Annotated in this window: 18 protein-coding genes and 2 pseudogenes; 5 read left to right on the top strand and 15 right to left on the bottom strand. The window is 71.0% G+C overall.

The window, feature by feature from the left end; genetic code table 11:
- Nucleotides 1-38: 38 nt before the first annotated feature.
- From ACH47Z_RS30875 to ACH47Z_RS30845, 7 genes and pseudogenes are all read right to left on the bottom strand, one after another.
- The gene (locus ACH47Z_RS30875; protein WP_399079467.1) at nucleotides 39-1,238 is read right to left on the bottom strand and encodes a right-handed parallel beta-helix repeat-containing protein; all 1,200 of its coding nucleotides are present in this window, start codon (nucleotides 1,236-1,238) and stop codon (nucleotides 39-41) included.
- A gap of 207 nt (nucleotides 1,239-1,445) precedes the next feature.
- Entirely contained in the window at nucleotides 1,446-2,375 is a 930-nt protein-coding gene (gene bla / locus ACH47Z_RS30870) for a class A beta-lactamase (protein WP_399079465.1), read from the bottom strand.
- 213 nt (nucleotides 2,376-2,588) lie between these two features.
- Nucleotides 2,589-2,786 (bottom strand): zinc ribbon domain-containing protein, encoded by a 198-nt coding sequence (locus tag ACH47Z_RS30865; RefSeq protein ID WP_399079577.1) that lies wholly within the window; start codon nucleotides 2,784-2,786, stop codon nucleotides 2,589-2,591.
- 256 nt (nucleotides 2,787-3,042) lie between these two features.
- Nucleotides 3,043-3,183, bottom strand: a pseudogene (locus tag ACH47Z_RS30860) (RNA-guided endonuclease TnpB family protein); the annotation flags it as partial.
- 137 nt (nucleotides 3,184-3,320) lie between these two features.
- Nucleotides 3,321-3,527 carry a hypothetical protein gene (locus ACH47Z_RS30855; RefSeq protein WP_399079463.1) on the bottom strand — a complete coding sequence of 69 codons (207 nt, stop codon included), beginning with the start codon at nucleotides 3,525-3,527 and terminating at the stop codon, nucleotides 3,321-3,323.
- A 288-nt stretch (nucleotides 3,528-3,815) separates the two neighbouring features.
- A complete protein-coding gene (locus tag ACH47Z_RS30850; RefSeq protein WP_399079461.1) occupies nucleotides 3,816-4,469 on the bottom strand; it encodes a response regulator in 654 nt (217 codons plus the stop codon).
- Complete coding sequence (locus tag ACH47Z_RS30845; RefSeq protein WP_399079575.1) at nucleotides 4,466-5,608, bottom strand: sensor histidine kinase; 1,143 nt, start codon at nucleotides 5,606-5,608, stop codon at nucleotides 4,466-4,468. Before ACH47Z_RS30845 ends, ACH47Z_RS30850 begins: the two co-directional genes overlap by 4 nt.
- A 276-nt stretch (nucleotides 5,609-5,884) precedes the next feature.
- On the opposite strand from ACH47Z_RS30845, the gene ACH47Z_RS30840 reads away from it, so the two are divergent.
- A complete protein-coding gene (locus ACH47Z_RS30840) occupies nucleotides 5,885-6,448 on the top strand; it encodes a heme-binding protein (RefSeq protein WP_399079573.1) in 564 nt (187 codons plus the stop codon).
- A 100-nt stretch (nucleotides 6,449-6,548) separates the two neighbouring features.
- Here ACH47Z_RS30840 and ACH47Z_RS30835 read toward each other — a convergent pair whose 3' ends face one another.
- The 3 genes from ACH47Z_RS30835 to ACH47Z_RS30825 all read right to left on the bottom strand — a co-directional run bounded on the left by ACH47Z_RS30835 (nucleotide 6,549) and on the right by ACH47Z_RS30825 (nucleotide 10,162).
- Nucleotides 6,549-7,259 (bottom strand): DUF4232 domain-containing protein, encoded by a 711-nt coding sequence (locus ACH47Z_RS30835; protein WP_399079459.1) that lies wholly within the window; start codon nucleotides 7,257-7,259, stop codon nucleotides 6,549-6,551.
- Nucleotides 7,260-7,480: 221 nt separating this feature from the next.
- Nucleotides 7,481-9,691, bottom strand: a complete 2,211-nt coding sequence (katG, locus tag ACH47Z_RS30830) for a catalase/peroxidase HPI (RefSeq protein ID WP_399079457.1) — start codon at nucleotides 9,689-9,691, stop codon at nucleotides 7,481-7,483.
- 33 nt (nucleotides 9,692-9,724) lie between these two features.
- Nucleotides 9,725-10,162 (bottom strand): Fur family transcriptional regulator, encoded by a 438-nt coding sequence (locus tag ACH47Z_RS30825; RefSeq protein WP_399079455.1) that lies wholly within the window; start codon nucleotides 10,160-10,162, stop codon nucleotides 9,725-9,727.
- Nucleotides 10,163-10,542: 380 nt separating this feature from the next.
- Here ACH47Z_RS30825 and ACH47Z_RS30820 point away from each other — a divergent pair, with 380 nt between their 5' ends.
- Both ACH47Z_RS30820 and ACH47Z_RS30815 read left to right on the top strand, forming a co-directional pair.
- Nucleotides 10,543-10,941, top strand: coding sequence for an amidohydrolase family protein (locus ACH47Z_RS30820; RefSeq protein WP_399079453.1), 399 nt, complete (start codon nucleotides 10,543-10,545; stop codon nucleotides 10,939-10,941).
- Nucleotides 10,938-11,687 (top strand): amidohydrolase family protein, encoded by a 750-nt coding sequence (locus ACH47Z_RS30815; RefSeq protein WP_399079451.1) that lies wholly within the window; start codon nucleotides 10,938-10,940, stop codon nucleotides 11,685-11,687. The genes ACH47Z_RS30820 and ACH47Z_RS30815 overlap by 4 nt, the downstream gene beginning before the upstream one ends.
- 77 nt (nucleotides 11,688-11,764) lie before the next feature.
- Here the strand turns inward: ACH47Z_RS30815 and ACH47Z_RS30810 are convergent, their stop codons facing one another.
- On the bottom strand, nucleotides 11,765-12,757 hold the full coding sequence (locus tag ACH47Z_RS30810) for a LacI family DNA-binding transcriptional regulator (protein WP_399079571.1): 993 nt from the start codon (nucleotides 12,755-12,757) through the stop codon (nucleotides 11,765-11,767).
- A gap of 290 nt (nucleotides 12,758-13,047) precedes the next feature.
- Between ACH47Z_RS30810 and ACH47Z_RS30805 the strand changes: the two are divergent.
- Both ACH47Z_RS30805 and ACH47Z_RS30800 read left to right on the top strand, forming a co-directional pair.
- Nucleotides 13,048-13,918 (top strand): annotated as a pseudogene (locus tag ACH47Z_RS30805) (sugar phosphate isomerase/epimerase family protein).
- 303 nt (nucleotides 13,919-14,221) lie between these two features.
- Nucleotides 14,222-15,391, top strand: a complete 1,170-nt coding sequence (locus ACH47Z_RS30800) for an acyltransferase family protein (protein WP_399079449.1) — start codon at nucleotides 14,222-14,224, stop codon at nucleotides 15,389-15,391.
- A 71-nt stretch (nucleotides 15,392-15,462) separates the two neighbouring features.
- Here ACH47Z_RS30800 and ACH47Z_RS30795 read toward each other — a convergent pair whose 3' ends face one another.
- The 4 genes from ACH47Z_RS30795 to ACH47Z_RS30780 all read right to left on the bottom strand — a co-directional run bounded on the left by ACH47Z_RS30795 (nucleotide 15,463) and on the right by ACH47Z_RS30780 (nucleotide 20,330).
- Nucleotides 15,463-15,702: a chaplin gene (locus tag ACH47Z_RS30795; protein ID WP_399079447.1), complete on the bottom strand. Its 240-nt coding sequence runs from the start codon at nucleotides 15,700-15,702 to the stop codon at nucleotides 15,463-15,465.
- Between the two features lie 83 nt (nucleotides 15,703-15,785).
- Nucleotides 15,786-17,948, bottom strand: coding sequence for a discoidin domain-containing protein (locus tag ACH47Z_RS30790; RefSeq protein WP_399079445.1), 2,163 nt, complete (start codon nucleotides 17,946-17,948; stop codon nucleotides 15,786-15,788).
- A 137-nt stretch (nucleotides 17,949-18,085) separates the two neighbouring features.
- A complete protein-coding gene (locus tag ACH47Z_RS30785) occupies nucleotides 18,086-19,450 on the bottom strand; it encodes an FAD-binding protein (protein WP_399079443.1) in 1,365 nt (454 codons plus the stop codon).
- A gap of 70 nt (nucleotides 19,451-19,520) precedes the next feature.
- Complete coding sequence (locus ACH47Z_RS30780) at nucleotides 19,521-20,330, bottom strand: inositol monophosphatase family protein (RefSeq protein ID WP_399079441.1); 810 nt, start codon at nucleotides 20,328-20,330, stop codon at nucleotides 19,521-19,523.
- Between the last annotated feature and the right edge of the window lie 6 nt (nucleotides 20,331-20,336).

Genomic DNA, 20,336 nt, shown 5'->3' with positions numbered 1-20,336 from the left:
CCCGAGGGACGAGCGTCGTACCCCGGACCGCGGAGCGGCTACGGCGTGACGACCTTGCCGCCGAAGGTCACCACGAGGTGGCCGTCCGAGGCGAAGGACCAGCCGAGGGCCCCGGAGTACGAGGAGCAGCGGGAGCCGTTCGTACCGGAGTAGAACTGGTCGGTGCTGTCGGAGTTGCCGGAGATCTTGTCGTTCTGGCCGCTGACGGCGAAGCGGCACGAGGTGTCGCTGCGGAATACCGAAGTGCCCTTGTCGAAGGCGAAGTTGCGCTCGGTGTTGTCGATGCTGACGTTGTTGGAGATGGTCATCGTGCCGGGGTTGCTGTTGTAGGTGAACCCGTGGTGGCCGTTCTGGTAGGCGATGTCGTGCCGCACGATGTGGTTGACCGCGATGTCGTCGCCGCCCAGCTTGTAGCCGTTGCGGTCGCCGTTGGGGTTCTGGGTGCCGTCGGTGAGCGTGCCGTTGCCGTACGACAGGGAGTACTCGATGGTCACCGGGCCGATGGCGCCGGTGTCGGTCTTGGTGTAGAGGTCCCAGCCGTCGTCGATGTTGTTGTGGGAGACGTCGTAGCGGAAGGCGTTCCCGGTGCCGGTGGTGAGCTTCGAGGCGAAACCGTCGGCGTTCTCGCCGGTGGAGTCCTTGTTGTCGTGCGACTCCGAGCTGACGATCAGGTTGTTCGACGGCCACTGGCTGCTCGGCGTGCTGGAGGAGATCCGGCCGAGCTGGAGTCCCGTGTCCCGGTTGTAAGCGGTTACCACGCGTTCGACGACGTTGTTGCTGCCGCCGACGAAGATCCCGTTGTCCCCGGCGTGTTCGACGGTGAGGCCGTACAGGTGCCAGTAGTTGGCGTTGGGCTGGATCCCACGGTTGGACGAACCCTCGCTCTGGCCCGAGAAGTTGAGCACCGGGGTCTCGCCCGGGTAGGCGGACAGGGTGGTGCGGGCACTGGACGTGCCGTTGCTGCCGGCCGGGATCGTGACCGTGGAGGAGTAGCTGTACGTCCCGCCGCGCAGGTAGATCGTGCCGCCGGCGGCGATGCGGCTGATGGCCGAGGTGAGCGTGGTCGGCGCGGACTGGGTGCCGGCCGCGCTGTCGGTGCCGCCGGGCGACACGTACAGCACACTGGCCGCCGCGGCGGCGTCGGTGTGCGCGGTCGCCGCCTGTGCCGTGATGCCGGAGAACACGGCGAGCGTGCCGGCGAGCAGAGCCGCGCACGCGATGGCTGGCCTTGGTTGCATCGGCTTGTCTCCTGAAGTCTGGCTCGGCTGTGCGGGATTCGAGCGGTCCAAGGGGGTGAACTCCACTGCCGGGCGTGGCATCGTGAAGGCGGGGGGAAAGCGCTTTCCCTCCGCCTTCACGACGTTAGAGATTCGCCATGTACGCGTTAATGGTCATGTACATGATTCATATTCAGCAGACGGAACCGGCATGGGTGGGCCGGGCGGTCACTCGCCGGGTGCGAGCGCGCGGGCCAGGATGCGGGCCGCCTCCGCCACCAGAGCGTCGTCCGCCGGCGCGTCCTGGGCGTTCTTGGCCGACAGGACGGTCAGCAGGAGTGGGGTCCCGCGGGTCGTCCAGGCCACGCCGATGTCGTTGGCGGTGCCGTAGTCGCCGGTGCCGGTCTTGTCCGCGAGGACCCAGTCGCGCGGCAGCCCCGCGCCGAATCGCTTGGCACTGGTGGTGTTGCCCTTCAGCCAGCCGACGAGCCGCTCGCGGTCGGCACGGGCGAGCGCCCGGCCCAGGGTCAGCCGCTCGAAGCTGTGGCCGAGGGCCTCGGGAGTCGTGGTGTCACGCAGGTCGCCGGGGATCGCACTGCCCAGGTCCGTCTCCCACCGGTCGAGCCGGCTCACCTCGTCGCCGAGTGAGCGGAAGAAGCGGGTGAGGCCGGCCGGACCGCCGATCTGACGCAGCAGCAGATTGCCCGCCGTGTTGTCGCTGTACTGGATCGCCGCCGCGGCAAGGTGCGCGACCGTCATACCGGTGTCCACGTGCTCGGCGGTGCGCGGCGAGTTGGACAGGATGTCGCGCGGCGGATAGTGGATCACCTTCTCCAGCGGGGCGCAGTCGCCGTGATCGCGCAGCACCGCGGCGGCGGCGAACGCCTTGAACGTCGAACACATCGCGAACCGCTCCCCCGCCCGGTGTGACAGGGTCCGCCCGGTCCGGGCATTGTGCGCGTACACGCCGAGCCGGGCACCGCGCCGCCGCTCCAGTTCGGCCAACTCAGCTTCTACTCCAGTCAGTTCAGTGTCCTGCGCCGCCGACGCGGCGGGCCCGGAGACGGCCGTGGCGGCGACGGCCGCGGTGGTCAAGGCGAGGCCCGCCTTGACCAGGCCGCGCCGGGCGAGGGAGTCGGAGTGGTCGGGGCTGGTCATGAGCAGGGCCCTCCTGATCGTCCGTCCGTGATCGGCTTCCTGCGATCTTCGACGGGGACAGCGAAGCAGCCGGACACCACTCATGTCCTGGAGTCACCCTCTCGGCCGTGAACGGCCGAGCTTGTGCGCTCGGTCGTTCACACCTCGTCGCGCTCCCGACTGTCCCCTACGACAGGACGGTCACGGGTCGCATCCACCCAGCCCCAGCAAATGTCAGGGGGAAGGTGCGGGTGCGGTGACAAGCACCCACGCCGAGCGTGCGCGATCGCGCACGTTGACCCCGGCGACGACATCGGCCGGACCAGCGAGCCCGCACCGACGACAACAGAAATGGTCCCGGTCGGGCCGGTTGGCCCGACCGGTGTGCCCGCAGCGCGGACAACGCTGCGAGGTATGGCGCGCGTCCACCACCAAGAACGGCACCCCGGCCCGCCTGGCTTTGTAGGCGAGGTGCTGTCCAAGCTGATGGAAGGCCAGGAGGAGAGGGTGCCCCGCTGGTCGCGGCGAAGCCGTACCCGCTCGCGGATCCCGCCGAGTTCCTCGACGGCGATTCCACGCGCGGTGCTCCCCCAGCCTTCGGCCGGGGGTACCCCCACGCGCGAAAGCCGCACACGATCTCCTTGCTGATGCAGTGGTTCACGTGAGCGGCATGGCGTTTCTCCTTCTGTGCTCGGCGGGCGAGGCGGCGGGTGGCCGAGCGGGTCTGCCTGGCCTGGAGTTCGGCGCGCTTACGGGCCTGCCAGTGCCGGTAGCGGGACAGGCCGCGGCCCTGGCGGTTGGTGCCGTCGGAGGTGGTGGCGAGGTTCACGATGCCCCGGTCGGCTCCGATCCAGTCGACCGGCTCGTACACGTCTGGGTCGGGCAGGTCGCAGGTGGCGATCAGGAACCACTTTCCGCCGTGCTGGACGAGGTCGCTCTCGCCCTTGCGGTAGGTCACCAGCGCCTTCAGCTGGTTCGGCGAGCCGAGAGTCCGAAGGTCGCCTTCAGGTCCGCGTAGACCTCCTTCTGCAGACCGTTGCGATCCTTGAGCTCCTTGGCGAACGCGACGGCGGAGGCGTAGGTGGCGGCCCGATTGCAGGCACGCAGGGTCGACTCCGGCACCGACGCCTGTCCGGGCGTCGGCAGTAGTCTCACCTGCACGACCAGCTTCATGACATCGGACCGTAGTACGGCTTCCGCACGCACGATCGCTACGTGCCCGCCAGCCACCACAACCGGCGATCCATAGAGCAACTGTTCGCATTCTCTGACTCCGCCTGGCAGTTGTGGGGCGCTCCGCGCCGGGCGCAGAAGAGGCGGCTGCACCGGTGAGGGAACGGCCGTTTCGCGTCAGCGCCATCGGGCTTGTGGCCGGTGGGCGTCTGCGCATGTGATGTGGCTGATCGCGCCCACGCGGCGGAGCCGCACATCACATACACCCCCCACGCCCCTTCGGGGCGCTCATGGCACCAGCCGTTGTTCCTTCGCCACCGCCACCGCTCCCGCTCTCGTGTCCACGCCCAGCTTGTCGTAGATGCGGCGCAGGTGGGTCTTGACCGTGGCCTCGCTGATGTAGAGGGCGCGGGCGATGGCGTGGTTGGGGAGGCCCTGGGAGAGGTGGGCGAGGATGTCGCGTTCGCGTGGGGTGAGGGTGGGGCGGGGGTTGCGGAGGCGGGACATCACGCGGTCGGCGACGGGGGGTGAGAGTGCCGGGCGGCCCTGGGCGGCCGCGTGGATCGCGGTGAAGAGGTCCTCTGCGCGTTCCGCCTTCAGGAGATAGCCGGTGGCGCCCGCCTCCACGGCTCGGGTGACGTCGGCGTCGGTGTCGTAGGTGGTCAGGACCAGTACGTGCGGGGCGGGGTCGAGGGTGCGCAGGCGGCGGGTGGTCTCCACACCGTCGATGCCCGGGCCCAGTTGCAGGTCCATCAGGACCACGTCGGGGGTGGTCTTGCGGGCCAGGGCGAGGGCCTCCTCGCCGCTGCCGGCCTCGCCGACGACCTCGATGTCGGGGGCACTGTGCAACAGGGCCAGCAGTCCGGCGCGTACGACGGCGTGGTCGTCGCAGACGAGGATGCGGACCGGTGCCGGGGCGGCCGGTGGCGGGGTTGACGTCATCGGGGCTCCAGGGGGATCGCCGCCGACAGGGCGGTGCCCTCGCCCGGTGCCGACTCGATGGTGAGGGTGCCGCCCAGTTGGCGCAGGCGGGCACGGATGGCGGGCAGGCCGTGGCCGCGCTGTGCGTCCAGGGTGGCTTCGGGGTCGGCGGGTGAGCGGGGGTCGAAGCCCTGGCCGTCGTCGGTGACGTCCAGCACGATCTGGTCGTCCAGGCAGGTCAGGGTGAGGGTGGCGGTCGTCGCGTGGGCGTGTTCGCGAACGTTGGCGAGGGCGCCCTGGGCGATGCGCAAGAGGGCCGATTCCACGGGGGCGGGCAGCGGGTCGGGCGGGGTGCCCTCGGTGTGGACGCGGACGGTGAGCGTGGGGGTCGTCTCGCGCTCGGCGACGGCGTGCAGGGCCTGGAGCAGTCCACCGCCCTCGGCGAGGTCGGCCGGGGTCAGGTCGTGGACGAAGCGGCGGGCCTCGGCGAGGCTGCGCTCGGCGATCGCGGCCGCGGTGCGGACGTGCTCCCGGGCCGTTCCGGGCTCGGTGTCCCAGAGCCGGTCGGCGGCCTGGAGCAGCATGCGCTGGCTGGACAGGCCCTGGGCGAGGGTGTCGTGGATCTCCCGGGCGAGCCGTTCGCGTTCGGCGAGGGTGCCCTCCCGTCGCTCGGTGGCGGCGAGGTCGCGCCGGGTGCGGACCAGGTCGTCGATCAGGGCGTCCCGGCGGGCGGCCTGGCGGTGCATGACGACGTACACGGTGGCGGCGACGGCGGCGACCGCCGGTGGTGCGAGCAGCACGTTGGGGTCCGGCCAGCCGGCCAGGCTGAGCTGGGCGGTCACCGCGAGCGCAGTCAGCAGCGCCACCAGCGGGAGCGCGGCGCGCGGCGGGAGGGTGCGCAGGCCGGTGTAGAACAGCGGGACCGCGCACCAGGCGAAGCTCGGGGCCAGGACGACGAGCAGGGCCCACGTCGCGACGACGAGAGCGAGCCAGGTCAGGCGGCGTGGGGTGGGCCGGGTGCCGAGGGCGGGGCCGAGGACGTAGAGCACGGCCAGCAGCGCGGACAGGGCGATGATCCAGGGGGTGTGAGGTCCGCCGGCGTGCCGGGCCAGGTACCGGGCGAGGGAGGCGGCCAGCAGCACGAAGAACGCCGTGTGCATGACGACGGTGAGGGCGCGGGTGTCGTCGCGCTCGGGTTCCGGCACGCGTCCCACCTCCCTGGTCACCGCGCTGAGCTGGGCAAACACCTTCCATTGTTCCCCGGCCCTGAGCATGCCGGGTCATCCGATCGGATGACCCCCGGGGCGACCGGTCCGATGACGGGGTGCAGGCGGATCCGGGCCCAGGATCGATGGCGGAAGCGATTCCGGAAGCGGTTCCGGAGGAGATTCCCCCGACTCGCCCGCACAGGAAGGTTCCTCGTCATGTCCAGCCGCATGTCCAGCCGTAAGAAGTCCTCTCGCCGTACCCGTGTCCTCGTCGGCGGTGCCGCCCTGGCCGTCGTCGGCGCCGGTGTCGTCGGTACGGTCGCCGCCAACGCCGCGGACGCCACCGGCACCGCGTCCGCCGCTCCCGTGGCGGCCCGCGACGGTGACCTCACCCAGAGCACGCATCTCACCCTGGCCGCCGCCGAGAAGGCGGCGCGGGCCGCGCTGGACGCCGCCGCGAAGGACGGCCGGCAGGTCTCGGTGGCCGTCGTCGACCGCAACGGGAACACTCTGGTCACCCTGCGCGGGGACGGGGCGGGCCCGCAGTCGTACGAGTCCGCCGAGCGCAAGGCGTTCACCGCCGTGTCGTGGAACGCGCCCACCTCTCAGCTGGCCAAGCGGCTGGAGCAGGCGCCGACGCTGAAGGACATCCCGGGCACGCTGTTCCTGGCGGGCGGCACCCCGGTGACCGCCCAGGGCGCCCCGGTCGCGGGCATCGGTGTCGCGGGTGCCCCGTCGGGCGACCTGGACGAGCGGTACGCACAGGCGGGCGCGGCGGCCCTCGGCCGCTGACCTGTCCGGGACCCCACCGTGCCGCCTGCCGGATCGCACGGGTGGAGCGGGCGGCCCCGGCCGCCGTCTTCGCCGGGGCCGCCCGCTGGTCGAGTGCCGGTCAGGAAGGCTTCGCCGCCGAGACCGCGGTCGCGGTGACGGTGTTGTCGCACTCGGCGAACTCGCCGTCCGAGAGGGCGACTTGGTGTGCTCCCGAGCCGGGCAGTCCGATCACGAGCGTCGGGTAGACGGCGGGCTTCGCACCGGACACGCAGTATCCGTCGGCCTCGCCCTGGACCTGGTGGAAGGTCAGCTTCACCCATGCCTTGCCGCCCGGCGCGAGGGGCACGGCCGACGCGGTGCCCGTGGGGGTCACCTTCAGCGGGCTGTTGTGTTCGGGGGAACCGTTGCCCGCTCCGGCCACCGACGGGTGGCCCCGTAGGACGCACGTGTGTCCGGAGACGTTGGTGAACTCGACGATCGCCGCGCCCGTGCCGGTGCCGTCGGGACGGTTGGCCGCCTGGTAGGCCGTCGCGTTCACGGCCGACAGCGAGCACGTCGGCTTCGTACCGGCCGTGGCGCCTGAAGTGGGAGAGGCGGGGGCGCCCGGAGCGGTCGACGTGCCGCCGCCGGAGGATCTCGAGGCCGACGGGGCCGTGGGGGTGGGGCTCGTGGCGGCGGGGGCGGTGCGCGAGGGGGTTGCGGAGGCCGGGGCCGGGGAGGACGTCTTGGCCGCCCCGTCGTCGCCCGGGTTGCATGCCGTCAGCGACAGTGCGGCGGCGATCACGGCTGTCGCGGACGCGGCGAGGCGGATGGTGGTGCGGTGCTGCATGGGGTCCCCCGATTGCGGTGTGCGCGGTTCGACCGGCTCCGTGCCGGTACTCACGGACGGAGACAGGGCCGGGGGACTCAGGGTTTCCGCTGTGGCCCGTCCGTGACGGTTGTGGATCACCTGTGACGTTTCTGTGAGGGGGAGACCCTGCGTCCGTCCGCAACGACGAGGGCGTCCGGGCCGACCTGTGCGGGTCGGCCCGGACGCCCTCGAAGCGGTGATCAGACGAGGTCGTACCGGTCCGCGTTCATGACCTTGACCCACGCGGCGACGAAGTCCCTGACGAACTTCTCCTTGGCGTCGTCGCTGGCGTACACCTCGGCAACGGCACGCAGCTCGGAGTTGGAGCCGAAGACCAGGTCGGCACGGGTGCCGGTCCACTTGACGGCGCCGGAGGCGTCGCGGGCCTCGAACTCGTCCTGCGCGGAGGACGTGGCCTTCCACTCGGTGTCCAGGTCGAGCAGGTTGACGAAGAAGTCGTTCGTCAGCGTGCCCGGCCTGTCGGTGAGGACACCGTGCTTGGAGCCGCCCGTGTTGGCGCCGAGGACACGCAGACCACCGACGAGGACGGTCAGCTCGGGCGCGCTCAGCCGGAGCAGGTTCGCCTTGTCGACCAGCAGGAACTCGGCCGGCAGGCGGTTGCCCTTGCCGACGTAGTTCCGGAATCCGTCGGCGGCCGGCTCCAGCGCGGCGAACGACTCGACGTCCGTCTGCTCCTGCGAGGCGTCGACACGGCCCGGCGCGAAGGGCACCTCGACCTCGACGCCGCCGTCCTTGGCCGCCTTCTCGACGGCCGCGGAGCCCGCGAGCACCACGAGGTCGGCCAGCGAGACCTGCTTGCCGCCCTTGGCGTTGAAGGACTCCTGGATGCCCTCCAGGGCACGCAGTACCTGGGCCAGTTCGTCCGGGTTGTTGACCTCCCAGTTGCGCTGCGGCTCCAGACGGATACGGCCGCCGTTGGCGCCGCCGCGCTTGTCGCTGCCGCGGAAGGAGGAGGCGGCCGCCCACGCGGCGGAGACCAGCTGCGAGACGGTGTGGCCCGAGCCGAGGATGTCCTCCTTTAGGGAGGCGATGTCCGCGGCGTCGATCGGCTCACCGGTGCGCTGCGGCAGCGGGTCCTGCCACAGCAGCTCCTCGCTGGGCACCTCGGGGCCGAGGTAGCGGACGACCGGGCCCATGTCGCGGTGCGTCAGCTTGTACCAGGCGCGGGCGAAGGCGTCCGCGAACTCCTCGGGGTGCTCGTAGAAGCGGCGCGAGATCGGCTCGTAGATCGGGTCGAAGCGCAGCGAGAGGTCCGTGGTGAGCATCGTCGGACGGTGCTTCTTCTCCGGGTCGAACGCGTCCGGGACGTCCTCCGGAGCATCCTTGGCGACCCACTGGTTGGCGCCGGCCGGGCTCTGGGTCAGCTCGTACTCGTACTCGAAAAGGTTCTTGAAGAACTCGTTGCTCCACTGCGTCGGCGTCTGGGTCCAGATGACCTCGAGGCCACTGGTGATGGCGTCCTTGCCCACACCCGTGCCGTAGGTGGACTTCCAGCCGAGGCCCATCTGCTCCAGCGGGGCGGCCTCGGGGTCGGCGCCCACGTTGTCCGCCGGGCCGGCGCCGTGGGTCTTGCCGAAGGTGTGGCCACCGGCGATGAGGGCGACGGTCTCCTCGTCGTTCATCGCCATACGGCGGAAGGTCTCACGGATGTCGCGGGCCGCGGCGATCGGGTCCGGGTTGCCGTTCGGGCCCTCGGGGTTGACGTAGATGAGGCCCATCTGGACCGCGGCGAGCGGGTTCTCCAGCTCACGGTCACCGGTGTAGCGCTTGTCGTCCAGCCAGACGGTCTCGGGACCCCAGTAGACGTCCTCGTCGGGCTCCCACTCGTCGACGCGGCCACCGGCGAAGCCGAAGGTCTTGAAGCCCATCGTCTCCAGCGCCACGTTGCCCGTGAGGATCATCAGGTCGGCCCAGGAAATGGACTTGCCGTACTTTTTCTTGACCGGCCACAGCAGGCGGCGGGCCTTGTCCAGGCTCGCGTTGTCCGGCCAGCTGTTGATCGGCGCGAAGCGCTGCTGGCCACCGCCGGCACCGCCGCGGCCGTCGCTGATGCGGTACGTACCGGCGCTGTGCCAGGCCATACGGATCATGAGCGGGCCGTAGTTGCCGAAGTCGGCGGGCCACCAGTCCTGCGAGGTGGTGAGCACCTCGGCGATGTCACGCTTCACCGCGGCGAGGTCCAGGGCGTTGAAGGCCTCGCGGTAGTCGAAGTCCTCGCCGAGCGGGTTGGCCACGGCCGGGTTCTTGGCAAGGATCTTCAGGTTGAGCCGCTCCGGCCACCACTGGCGGTTGCCACCGCCCTGGGTCGGGTGCGCGGCGCGGCCATGGGCGACCGGGCAGCCGCCCTCCGCCTTCGCGTCTGCGACGTTGGCGTCGATGTTCTCAGTCATGGCATTCCTTCCGAACTGTGCGGAACTCGGTGCTCAGGAACTGCGGCCGGTGGAACAGTCGGGGCACATGCCCCAGTAAACGACCTCGGCTTCGTCGATGGAAAAGCCGCGGTCGTCGGAGGCGGCCAGGCAGGGCGCGTCGCCGACGGCGCAGTCGACGTCGACGACGGCACCGCACGACCGGCACACGATGTGGTGGTGGTTGTCGCCCACGCGCCCCTCGAACCGCGCCGGGTGTCCGGCCGGCTCGATCCGGCGGACCAGGCCCGCCGCGGTGAGGGCGTGAAGGGCCTCGTAGACGGCTTGCAAGGAGATGTGGCCCACGCGGGCACGGACCCCGGAGGCGATCGCCTCGACGCCGAGGTGGTCGCCGTCCCGGACGGTCTCCAGCAGCGCGACGCGGGCTGCCGTCACGCGCAGGCCGGCACCGCGAAGCTCCTCGGCGGTGGTCGGGGTCGGGGAGGCGGTCATGACGCCGAACCTACCCTCAAAAACACGAGAGGTTCAAGAAAACGAGCAGTGCAATTTGGGTCGCGCACCGCATCCCGCCGTCCACCCGCCCGTAAGCCACCGCGTCCACCCCGGCACGCGCCCAGCCGTTTGCCTTCACCTTTGCCTTCGCGTCGATCTCCAGGCTGATCTCGACGCCGACCTGCGCGTTGACCTCCGCGCCGGCCCTCGCACAGCCCGCCCGGGGCGGCGGGCGCGGGCGGTCCGACGGCCGGTCGGAACCCTGCCCGCATCATCCGACCCCGGCCCGCCCTCGGCCGCACGGCAAGCCGGGATATCGCCCGAACGGGTGAGCTGGGCGCTGCGCGCGAGAGGCCGCGCGGGGGCCGACGCTCGGTGTGTTGTGCGCAAGGGCCGGCATCACCGAGGACACTCCCGTACCGCCGGGCGGTGTCATCGGACGGGACCCGGACGGCAGGCTGAACGGCCGGCTCATCGACAACGCCCTGCCCCTGGTGGAGCGCCTGGTCCCGGCCCCGGACCTGGCCGAGCGCATCGACGGACTGCGTCTGGCCGGCGGCTACGCCGCGACCGGCATCGGTACCGTGCGCGACGCGGCCGTCACCCCCGACGACTACGCGGCACTCCTCGCCGCCCGTGCGGCGGGCGCGCCGAGCACCCGGGTGCGGGTCCTGATCTCGGCGCTCGGGCTGACCAGCGCGGCCCAGGTGGAGGACCTGCTCGACGTCATGGAGGACTGGCGTTCCCGCAACGACGCGGGGCTGTGGGTGTGGGGGTGAAGTTCGGCCTCGACGGCGGCCTGGAGGCCGGGGCCACGGAGGAGCCGTACGCCTGCGACCACGCCTTCTCCGGCACGCTGATCTGGGAGCCCGACGCGCTCGTGGAGGCCGTGGAGGCCGTGGTCCGCCGCGGCCGGCGGGTCGGCACGCACGCCTACGGTGACCGCGCGGTCCGTGTCCTCCTGGACGTCTACGAGCGTGTCCTCGCCCGCAACCCCGGCCTGCCCGCCGGCACGCTGGTGATGGAGCACGGCGGCCTGGCCGGCCCCGAACAGCGCGCCCGTGCCGTGGCCCTGGGCATCCCGGTCACCATCCAGCAGCCGCTGCTGCACGACACCGCCGAGGTGGAGGAGGGCTTCTGGGGTCCGGAACGCGTCGCGCGCCTCTTCCCCGCCCGCGGCTGGCTCGACCTGGGCGCCGAGGTCAGCGCCGGATCCGACTTCCCCGTCGGCCAGTTCGGTGCCATGCGCCCGGTGTGGGGCATGACCACCCGGCAGACCGTCATCGGCGTCAAGGGCCCCGAACACGCCATCTCCTACGACGAGGCCCTCGCCCTGCACACCACCCACGCCGCCCGTCTGCTCGGCGAGGAGCACCTGCGCGGCACCCTCACCCCGGGCCGCTACGCCGACCTCACCCTCTGGGACCAGGACCCCGCCCACTGTCCCGGCGACACCCTGCGTGACCTCAACCCCACACACACCTTCGTCGGCGGCCGCCTGGTCACGCCCACCGACGTGCGGTAACCGGACACAGCGCAAACAGAGTGACGGTCACCCATTCCGGGTGACCGTCACTTCGTACGCTCAACTCCTCTGCGGGCTCAGGCAGGTGGCGGCCCGCTGGTCCCCCGCACCACCAACTTCGGATCCAACTCCGCCTCTCTGGGCTCCAGTTCAGGGTTCTCCAGGCGCTGTACGGCGAAGCGGACCGCGTGTTCGGCCATCAGCCCGGCGTCCTGGCGCACGGTCGTCAGGCCGATCGGCATCAGATGCGAGAGGTGGTTGTCGTCGTAACCGACGACGGACAGGTCCCGGGGCACCTCGACACCGGCCCGGGTCAGGGCCATCAACAACCCCATGGCGCTACGGTCGTTGCCCGCGAGTACGGCCGTGGGCAGCGGCAGGCCGGCGTCCCGTTCGGCGAGCAGGAGCCGGCCCGCCTCGATGCCGGACCGCTCGGTGTGATCGCCGGGGATCACACGCTCCTCGGCCTGGAGACCGTGCCGGCGCATGGCGGCCCGGTAGGCCCGGCGCCGCTCGGCCGAGCCGGGACCCCGTCCGCCGTCGATGTGGGCGATCCGACGGTGCCCCAGCTCCAGCAGGTGCTCCATGGCCTGCCGTACACCCTTGCCCTCGGCCGTGTGCACGGAGTCGACCCGTGAGCGGGGCACCCGGCGGCCGACGGAGACGACGGCCGCGCGCCGGGCCAGCTCGTCCAGGTAGTCGGGCCCGGAGGCGGGGCCCAGCAGGATCAGTGCCTCGCTGCGATGACTGAGCAGGGCCTCGACCGCCTTGGCCTCGCTGCGGCCCTGGGCGACGGCCGACAACAGCACGTCGTAGCCGAGGCGTTCGGCCTCGGGATAGATGCCCTCGATCAGGTCCGACTGGAAGATCTGGTGGGCGGTGAACAGCACGCCGATGGTACGGCTGCGCCCGCGCGCGAGGAGCCGGGCGGCGCTGTCGGGCCGGTAGCCGATCTCGTCGGCGACCCGCAGCACGCGCTCCCGGGTCTCCTCACTGGCCCCGGGCTGATTGCGGAACACGATCGACACCAGGGCGCGGGAGACCCCCGCCTTCTCGGCGACGTCCGCCATCGTCGGCCGCTGCTTGCCGTTTACATCCACTTGCGCACCCACCCTCCGACGCGCCCACCCTAGCCGGACTCCGGGAAATCTCCCGGCGACAAGCTATTGACATAACATTTGGACAGGGGTCATCGTACGCACTAGAGCGCGCTAGTAGAGCGCAACAGGCCTCCTGATCGGGCCTCTCTAGGACGTTCTGTTGCCACCCGGACTCAAGCCGCGACCGTCGAGGCCCTGGAATCGGGGCGCGTCGTCGCCACGGACCTCAAGCCCCGCCCCGCCTTCTACGGAGGTGCCGGGTGAAGATCGCCCTCGACCCGTACATGTTCCGCGCCCTGCCGATCGACGACATGGTGCGCACGGTGACCGAACTCGGCTACGAGTACATCGAGTTGTCGCCCCGCGACGACTTCATGCCGTTCTTCCTGCACCCGCGGGCGGACGACGAGCGGATCGCGGAGCTGAAGAACTCCCTGCGCACGCACGGGGTGAAGCTGTCGTCCGTCCGTGCTGCCGCTGTACAAGTGGTCGTCCCCGGACGAGACCGAGCTGCAGGCGGCCGTCCGCTACTGGAAGCGGATGATCGAGATCACGGCGGCCCTCGAATGCCCGCTCATGAACTCGGAGTTCAACGGCCGTCCCGAGCGTGCCGCGGAGAGCGAGGCCGCGTTCTGGCGTTCGCTGGAGGAGTTGCTGCCCCTGTTCGAACGGGAGGGGATCGCGCTGAACCTGGAGGCACACCCGGACGACTTCTGCGAGGAGAACACCCCCGCGATCGACCTGGTCCGCGCGATCAACAAGCCGTGGGTGAACTACCTGTACTGCGCCCCGCACTCCTTCCACCTGTCCGGGGCCGACCCGACCGCGGACATCGCGGGGATGATGCGCTACGCCGGCGACAAGCTGAAGCACGTACACATCGCGGACTCCTTCAACCACAAGGGATCCAGCGGGCTCCGCTACATCCTGAACCCGCCCGGCACCACGGCCCGGATCCACCAGCACCTGGACATCGGACAGGGCGAGGTCGACTGGGACGCCTTCTTCGGTACGCTACGGGAGCTGAAGTTCGACGGCGTGGCCACGGCCTGCGTCTTCGCCTGGGAGGAGCGGGCCCGCGAGTCCTCGGCGTTCATGCTGGAACGGATCACGAAGGAACTGGCCGCGTAGTCCGTCCCGTGCCCGGCCGTGCCCGGCGACCCGCGCGCTGACGCGGGCCGCCGGGCGTTTCCGTGTCCACGACTCACGCCGGTCACCGTCCGCGACCGGGCCGCCACCCTGCGCGTGGACGGCCCGGACATCGGATGGGGCGCCGCCACCCGTACGGGTGTACCCGGTCCGGCTGTCCGTGGCGTCCGGAGGGGCGCGTCGTTCGGCAGCAGTGTGATGTTTGCCATGTGACGCAATGAATGGAGGTGAACGGGCAACGTTCCCCTTCATGCCCCACGCCAATCCTCTGCGGCAGGTGATTCGATGACCACGGCGACGACCCGGGCGCTCCGGACGACGCCGCCCTCCCCTGACGGCGAAGCGACCGCCAGGGACTCCCCGCGCGCCGCCAACCCCTCACTGCCGTCCCTCACGGGACTGCGGTGGATGGCGGCGCTGCTCGTGTTCGGACTGCACGTGAACAACTTCGGCTACTTCGGCGGCACCGGCGGCCGCCTGGTGTACTGGGGTTTCAGTTCCGGTGCGGTCGGAGTGTCCTTCTTCTTCGTGCTGTCCGGTTTTGTACTGACCTGGTCGGCGAGACCCCACGACCGCACGCTCGGCTTCTGGCGGCGCCGCATCGCCAGAATCTATCCGGTGCACCTCGTCACCGTCGGCCTCGCGTTCCTCCTGGCGCTCACGCTGGAGCGCAACGCACAGCCGACGCCGAAGCAGGCGGTGGCCAACGTGCTCCTGCTGCACTCCTGGTGGCGGCCCTGGTGGCAGACGCTCAACCCGGTCAGCTGGTCGCTGGCCTGCGAGGCCTTCTTCTACGCCTCCTTCCCGCTGCTGATCGTGCTGCTGCGCCGGCTCGGCGTGCGCGGTTCGGTCGCACTGGGCGGGCTGTCGCTGGTGGCGATCGTGGTGCTGTCCCGCGCGGACGCCCACCACTGGTGGACCTACGCGCTGTACTCGTTCCCGGCCGCGCGGCTGCCCGAGTTCGTCCTCGGCGCGGTCACCGCGCGGCTGGTCCTGCTCGGCCGCTGGCGCGGACCCGGCCTCGAGGCGTCGCTCGCCCTGGCGGTCATCGGCTACTTCATGGTCCCGCAGGCCCCGCTCGGCTACTCCGCGACCATGTGCACGATCGTCGGTTTCACCCTGCTGATCCCGGCGGCGGCGAACGCGGACCTGAAGGGGCTGCCCTCGATGTGGCGCGGCCGCTGGGTGGTACGGCTAGGGGAGCTGTCCTTCGCCTTCTACATGGTCCATCTGCTGGTGCTGCGCGCGGGGACGCACCTGCTGGGCGTCAAGCCGCACTTCGGTGCCCTGGCGGGCGCGGCCGTCACCGCGACCGTGTTCGCCCTCTCGCTGGCCCTGTCCTGGCTGCTCTACGAGATGGTCGAGCTCCCGGCGAGACGCCTGCTGCTCCGCCGGCGCCGCCGGGCCCGGGCGGCGGCTCACCGCGAGGCGGCCCAGCCGGCGACGAAGGACTGAGCCACCGCTCGGCTCCTGAACAGCCGTGCGCCGGCTCCCGCGCCTGTGCGGGAGCCGGCGCAAGGGGGGCGTCACCCGTTGACGCAGACGTTCCCGGTGGCCGGGTTCAGCAGACCGACGAGGTCGATGCTGTTGCCGCAGAGGTTGGCGTCGACATCGACCGGGATCTGGATGATGTTGCCCGAGAGGACACCCGGGTTGTTGTTGGCGACACCGACCGGGTTCGGGTCGGCCGCGAAGGCGGTCGCCGAGCCTCCCATGGCCAGGACACCTGCGAACACGGCCGTTGCGGCGAGGGTGCGAAGACGCATGATCTGCCTCACTGGTTGACGTTGGGGCGGTTCCATCACACCCGCGCCCCGCGCCGTCCGCCTCTTCGGGTACGCCGTCCGGGTCAGGGGAACGACGTGACCTTCGACGGGACGGTGCTGGTTCCCGAGGTCGGTGCGCCGGTGTTGTTCACGACGTGGGCGTACTGGCCGTTGCCGCCGAGCGAGATCACCAGCAGGTCGTGCATCGTGACACCGCCGGCCGCCGGGACCTCGAAGCCGTCGGCCTGGACGATCGTCGGATCGGCCGTGTAGTTGCAGTAGCTGCCCAGACCCCAGGCCGCGTGGCGGGTGACGGAGTCGGCGACCTTGTAAGCGGCGTAGCCGACGGTGCCGTCATGGGTGAGGGCGGCGGCGTTCGGGGCGTCGTACGCCTTCTCGTTCTGGAAGAAGATCGTCCGGCCGCGTTCGCCGTTCCAGTACACGTCGTACTTGTTGAAGTGTTCGACGAACAGGCCCGTGGCGAGTACGTCGTCGCCGTTGACGCGCAGCCCGTAGTCGGCGCGGTTGGTGTCCCAGCCGACGCCGCTGCCGTGGTCGGCGCGCCAGATCCAGGTGTGGTCGATGATGACGTTGTCGCTGTCGACGACCACGGAGTTGGTGGCGAGGGCGGGTCCGGCGCCGCCGACGCGGATGAAGACGTCCTGCATGGTGGTGGGGTCGGCGGAGTGGTCGCCGGTGGAGCCGGGGGTGCCGATCCGCAGCAGGGTGTCGGATTTGACGGGGCCCGCGTCGATGAGGAAGCCGGCGAGCCGTACGCCGTCGACGTCGGCCACGTGCATCGCGTCGATGCCGTTGTCCGGGACCAGGGTGGCGAGACCGAGTCCGAGGACGACCGTGTCGGGGCGGGTGACGTCGATCGTCTGGTCCAGGTGGTAAATGCCGGGCGTGAAGAGGAGGTTGAGGCCCTGAGCGAGGGCCGCGTCGATGGTGGCGGCCGTCGCTCCAGGCTTCACGACGTAGAACCGGTCGAGGGGGAGGGACGTGCCGGAGGTGTTCGGCCAGGAGACGCCCCGGGCGTCGGTGCGCTTGCCCGGGACGAACACCTTGTAGGCGTTGCCGTCCAGGTAGAGGAACGGTTTCTCGCGCGAGACGGGGGTGGTGTCGAGCGTGGTGTACGGGCCGCTGTCGAAGTTGGTCGCGGGGGCGCCCTGGACGCCGGAGAACGTCATGTTCCAGACGCCGTTGGTCCAGCCGCCGACCGAGCTGTCCCGGGTGTACCACTGCTGCTGGGAGTACGGGCCCACCGTGCCGTCGATCTTCGAGTCGGCGATGTAGCCGCCGGAGGCCCAGCCGTAACCGGTCGGGGCGAGGTTGAGACCGCCCTTGACGTGGATGCGGCGGAAGGGCGCCGCCTGGGCGACGGCCCAGCGGTCGGTGCCGTTGGAGGGCGTGATGGCGAGGTTCTCCGCCGAACGCCAGAAGTTCTGGGTGGCGTTGCCGCCCGACCAGCCGGCGTCGACCGTGACGTCACCGTTGATCTGGGTGTCGTCGGGGTTGAGACCGAGCCCGGAGAGGGAGGTGTAGAAGCCGATCTGGGCGTTGATGTTGTCGTAGGTGCCCGGCTTGAGGAGGAACTGGTAGCGGCCGGTGCCGAACTGGGCGGACTCCTGCTGCTTGAAGACGTCGTCGAACCTCTGCTGCAGGTTGGGCGTCGAGGGGTCGACGACGATGACGTTCGGGCCGAGGTCGCCGCCGCCCTGGACGGGTCCTGTCGACCCGGTGGCCGTGGTGTGCACGGCCATCTCCCACAGGGAGTAGCCGTAGCCGGTGCCGCGTGCGGTGCCGTACATACGGACGTACCGGCCGGAGCCGCTGACGCCGTACGTCGTCGTGCCGCCGGTCCCGCCGGTGACGGTCCTGAGGGTGGTCCAGTTCTGCCCGTCGGTGGAGGCCTGGAGCTGGAAGTCCTTGCCGTAGGCGGTCTCCCAGTCCAGGTCGATGGAGCACAGGTCCTGGACCGAGCCGAGGTCGACCTGGAGCCACTGCGGGTCGGAGAACCGGCTGGACCAGCGGGTCGAGGTGCTGCCGTCGAAGGCGGCGGAGGCGGGGGTGCCGGCGTTCTCGGTGGAGGAGGCCGTGGCGGGCCTGCCCTGGGCGGCGTCGGCGGTGTCGCAGGTCGCCTGGCTCACGGCGGCGGCCGGGGTGTGGGCGAGGGGCAGGGTGATCAGCGCGGCCATCGCGGCGAGCGCGACACCCAGTGATCTCGGTCTTCTGCGGCTTCTCATCTGGCGGCTCCGAAGGGGAAGTGGGTCAAGCGACTGACCCCAAGGCTTAGTTCATACTTTGATTTAAGTAGTGAGCCAAGCAGGCGGCAAGCCTTCGGAAGCCACAACCTTCGGAATCCGTTCGGTCCCGGGAACCTTCAGAACCGCAGACCGTGTCCCCGTGCCAGCACGAGATGCGGGTCGAAGCGCCGCTTGGCGTCGGCGAAGGCCGGCCAGCGACTGCCGTAGTGCTCCCGCCAGTCGGTGTCCGACAGGGGCAGGGCGTTGACCGGATAGGCTACGGCGCCCTGGGACCGGGCCAGTTCGTACGCGGCACGGTTGGCGGCCACCATCGCCGCGGCCGTCTCGACGTTGCCGGGCGGAGCCGTGCGCAACAGGGCGAACAGATACAGGACTTCGCCGGCCGGACGCCGGAAGAGGGGTGCGCGCAGCGGGCGGGAGAGCAGTGGGTAGAGCAGGACGAGGCCGGTGTCGCGCAGGTCGTGGAAGGCCGGGTCGGCGAGTACGGCGCGCACGACCGACTCGGCTCGGTCGGACGGGAGCAGCAGGTTGAGCCACGGGTGCGGGTGCAGCCACTCCCCCGTCTCCGTGAGGACCTCCTCGTCCGTGTCCACGCGGTGCGCGAACTCGGCGTAGGTGAGGTCGGCGGTCTCCACGGTGGTGGGGTCGTGGGCGAGTCCGTGCAGCAAGTCGGCGTCACTGGGCGGGAGTTGGTCCGGGTGCGGGGCCACGGCCTCGATCATGTACTGCCAGCCGTCGTCGGCGGGACGGGCCTGACCCTCCAGATAGCCGAAGCGTCCCTCCTCAGCGAGCATCCGCTGGTCGGCCAGGTAGCGGGTGAGGTCGGTGTAGTACAGGCAGTAGCGGCGAACCCGCGTGGGTGCCGGGGCCAGGCGCAGGGTGGCGGAGACGAGGACGGCGCACTGGCCGAGGCCGGCGAGTACGGCATGGAAGAGCTCCGGGTCCCGGTCGGGTGAGCAGACGCGGTGCTCGCCGGCGCCGGTCACCACCTCCAGCTCCAGGACCTGGTCCGCGACCAGGCCGTGCCGGTGCGTGGCACCGCCGAGCCCGCCCGCCGACAGCACCCCGCCGACGCTCGCGCCCAGGTAGTCGGTGAGGACGGGCGGGGTGAGCCCGTGGGGCAGGGTGGCGGCGAGCACGTCCCGCCACAACGCGCCTGCCGGTACGGTCACCTGGCCGTCCGTCACGGGGCCGGTCCGCCGCATCCCGTGCAGGTCGACGACGATCCCGCCGCCCGCCTGCCCCTGGCCGTACATCGAGTGCCCGCCGCCGCGCACGCTCACCGGGATGTCCCGGGGCCCGGCGAACTCCAGCAGTTCCTTGATCTCTTCGACGGACCCTGGACGCAGGACACCGAGTGGTGTCCCCCGCACGATGTGGCCGAAGTCCTCCGCGACGTCGTGGAGGACTTCCGGACGGGTGTCCAGGGCCGGGCCGAAGTGTGCGGCGAGGTGTGCGGGGAGGTCGCGGGCCGTCGTCATGCCGGAATCACATCAGACGCGGCGGCGTGCGTCGAGAAGGCGGTGAAGTCCGTGAAGAACGTGAACTGCCCTACGGTGTCTGGTGCTTGACCAGTTCCAGCAGCGCGGCGTGCGTCTCGGCGTCGGCGGCCGCGATCAGCCCGCCCGCGCCGCTGAGCACGGGCTCGCCGTACAGGCCGGTCACGGTGCAGCCCGCCGCCCGGCACAGCGCGATGCCGGCCGCGAAGTGCACGCTGTCGCGCAGGTCGCCGTCGGTGACGTAGGCGGCCCGGCGTCCGGCGGCGACCCAGGCCACGGCGAGGGTGCTGGAGATCACCCGAGGCCGGAACCGCTCGGCGAAGCCCGGGTCGGCCAGCAGGCGGACGGCCCGGAAGCCGGGCGCGTTGGGGAACGACGGGTCGAGGTTGACGTCCACCAGCGCGGAACCGGCCGCCGGCGTCAGCCGCTCGTCGGCGCCGTCGGCCGGGCGCACCCAGGCGGCCTCCCCGTCGGTCCAGAACACTTCGCCGCTGAACGGGTCGGCCGTGGCGGCGGCCGTGACCCGATCCCCTTCCCGCAGGGCGACGTTGACGGCGACGAGCATGGTCCGCACGGCGTAGTTGAGGGTGCCGCACAGCGGGTCGACGAGCCAGCGGCGGTGGGCGTCGGCGGCACCGGAGCGTCCGCTCTCCTCGCCGGTCACGGCGTCGTCGGGACGTGCGGCGCGCAGCACGTCCAGGACGGCCCGCTCGGCGGCGAGGTCCGCCTCGGTCGCGAAGTCGCCGGCGGACTTGTCGTAGCGCGCGAGCCGGCCGCCGTAGAGGTCACGGACCACGGCGGCGCCCGCCTGGACCGCTCGCACGGCCAGGTGGTCGTCGGATTCCCCGTTGATGATCGACATGGACTC

The organism is Streptomyces sp. NPDC020192 (genome assembly GCF_044388685.1).
GTDB lineage: Bacteria > Actinomycetota > Actinomycetes > Streptomycetales > Streptomycetaceae > Streptomyces.
This window is presented reverse-complemented; position numbering and strand designations above follow the sequence as displayed.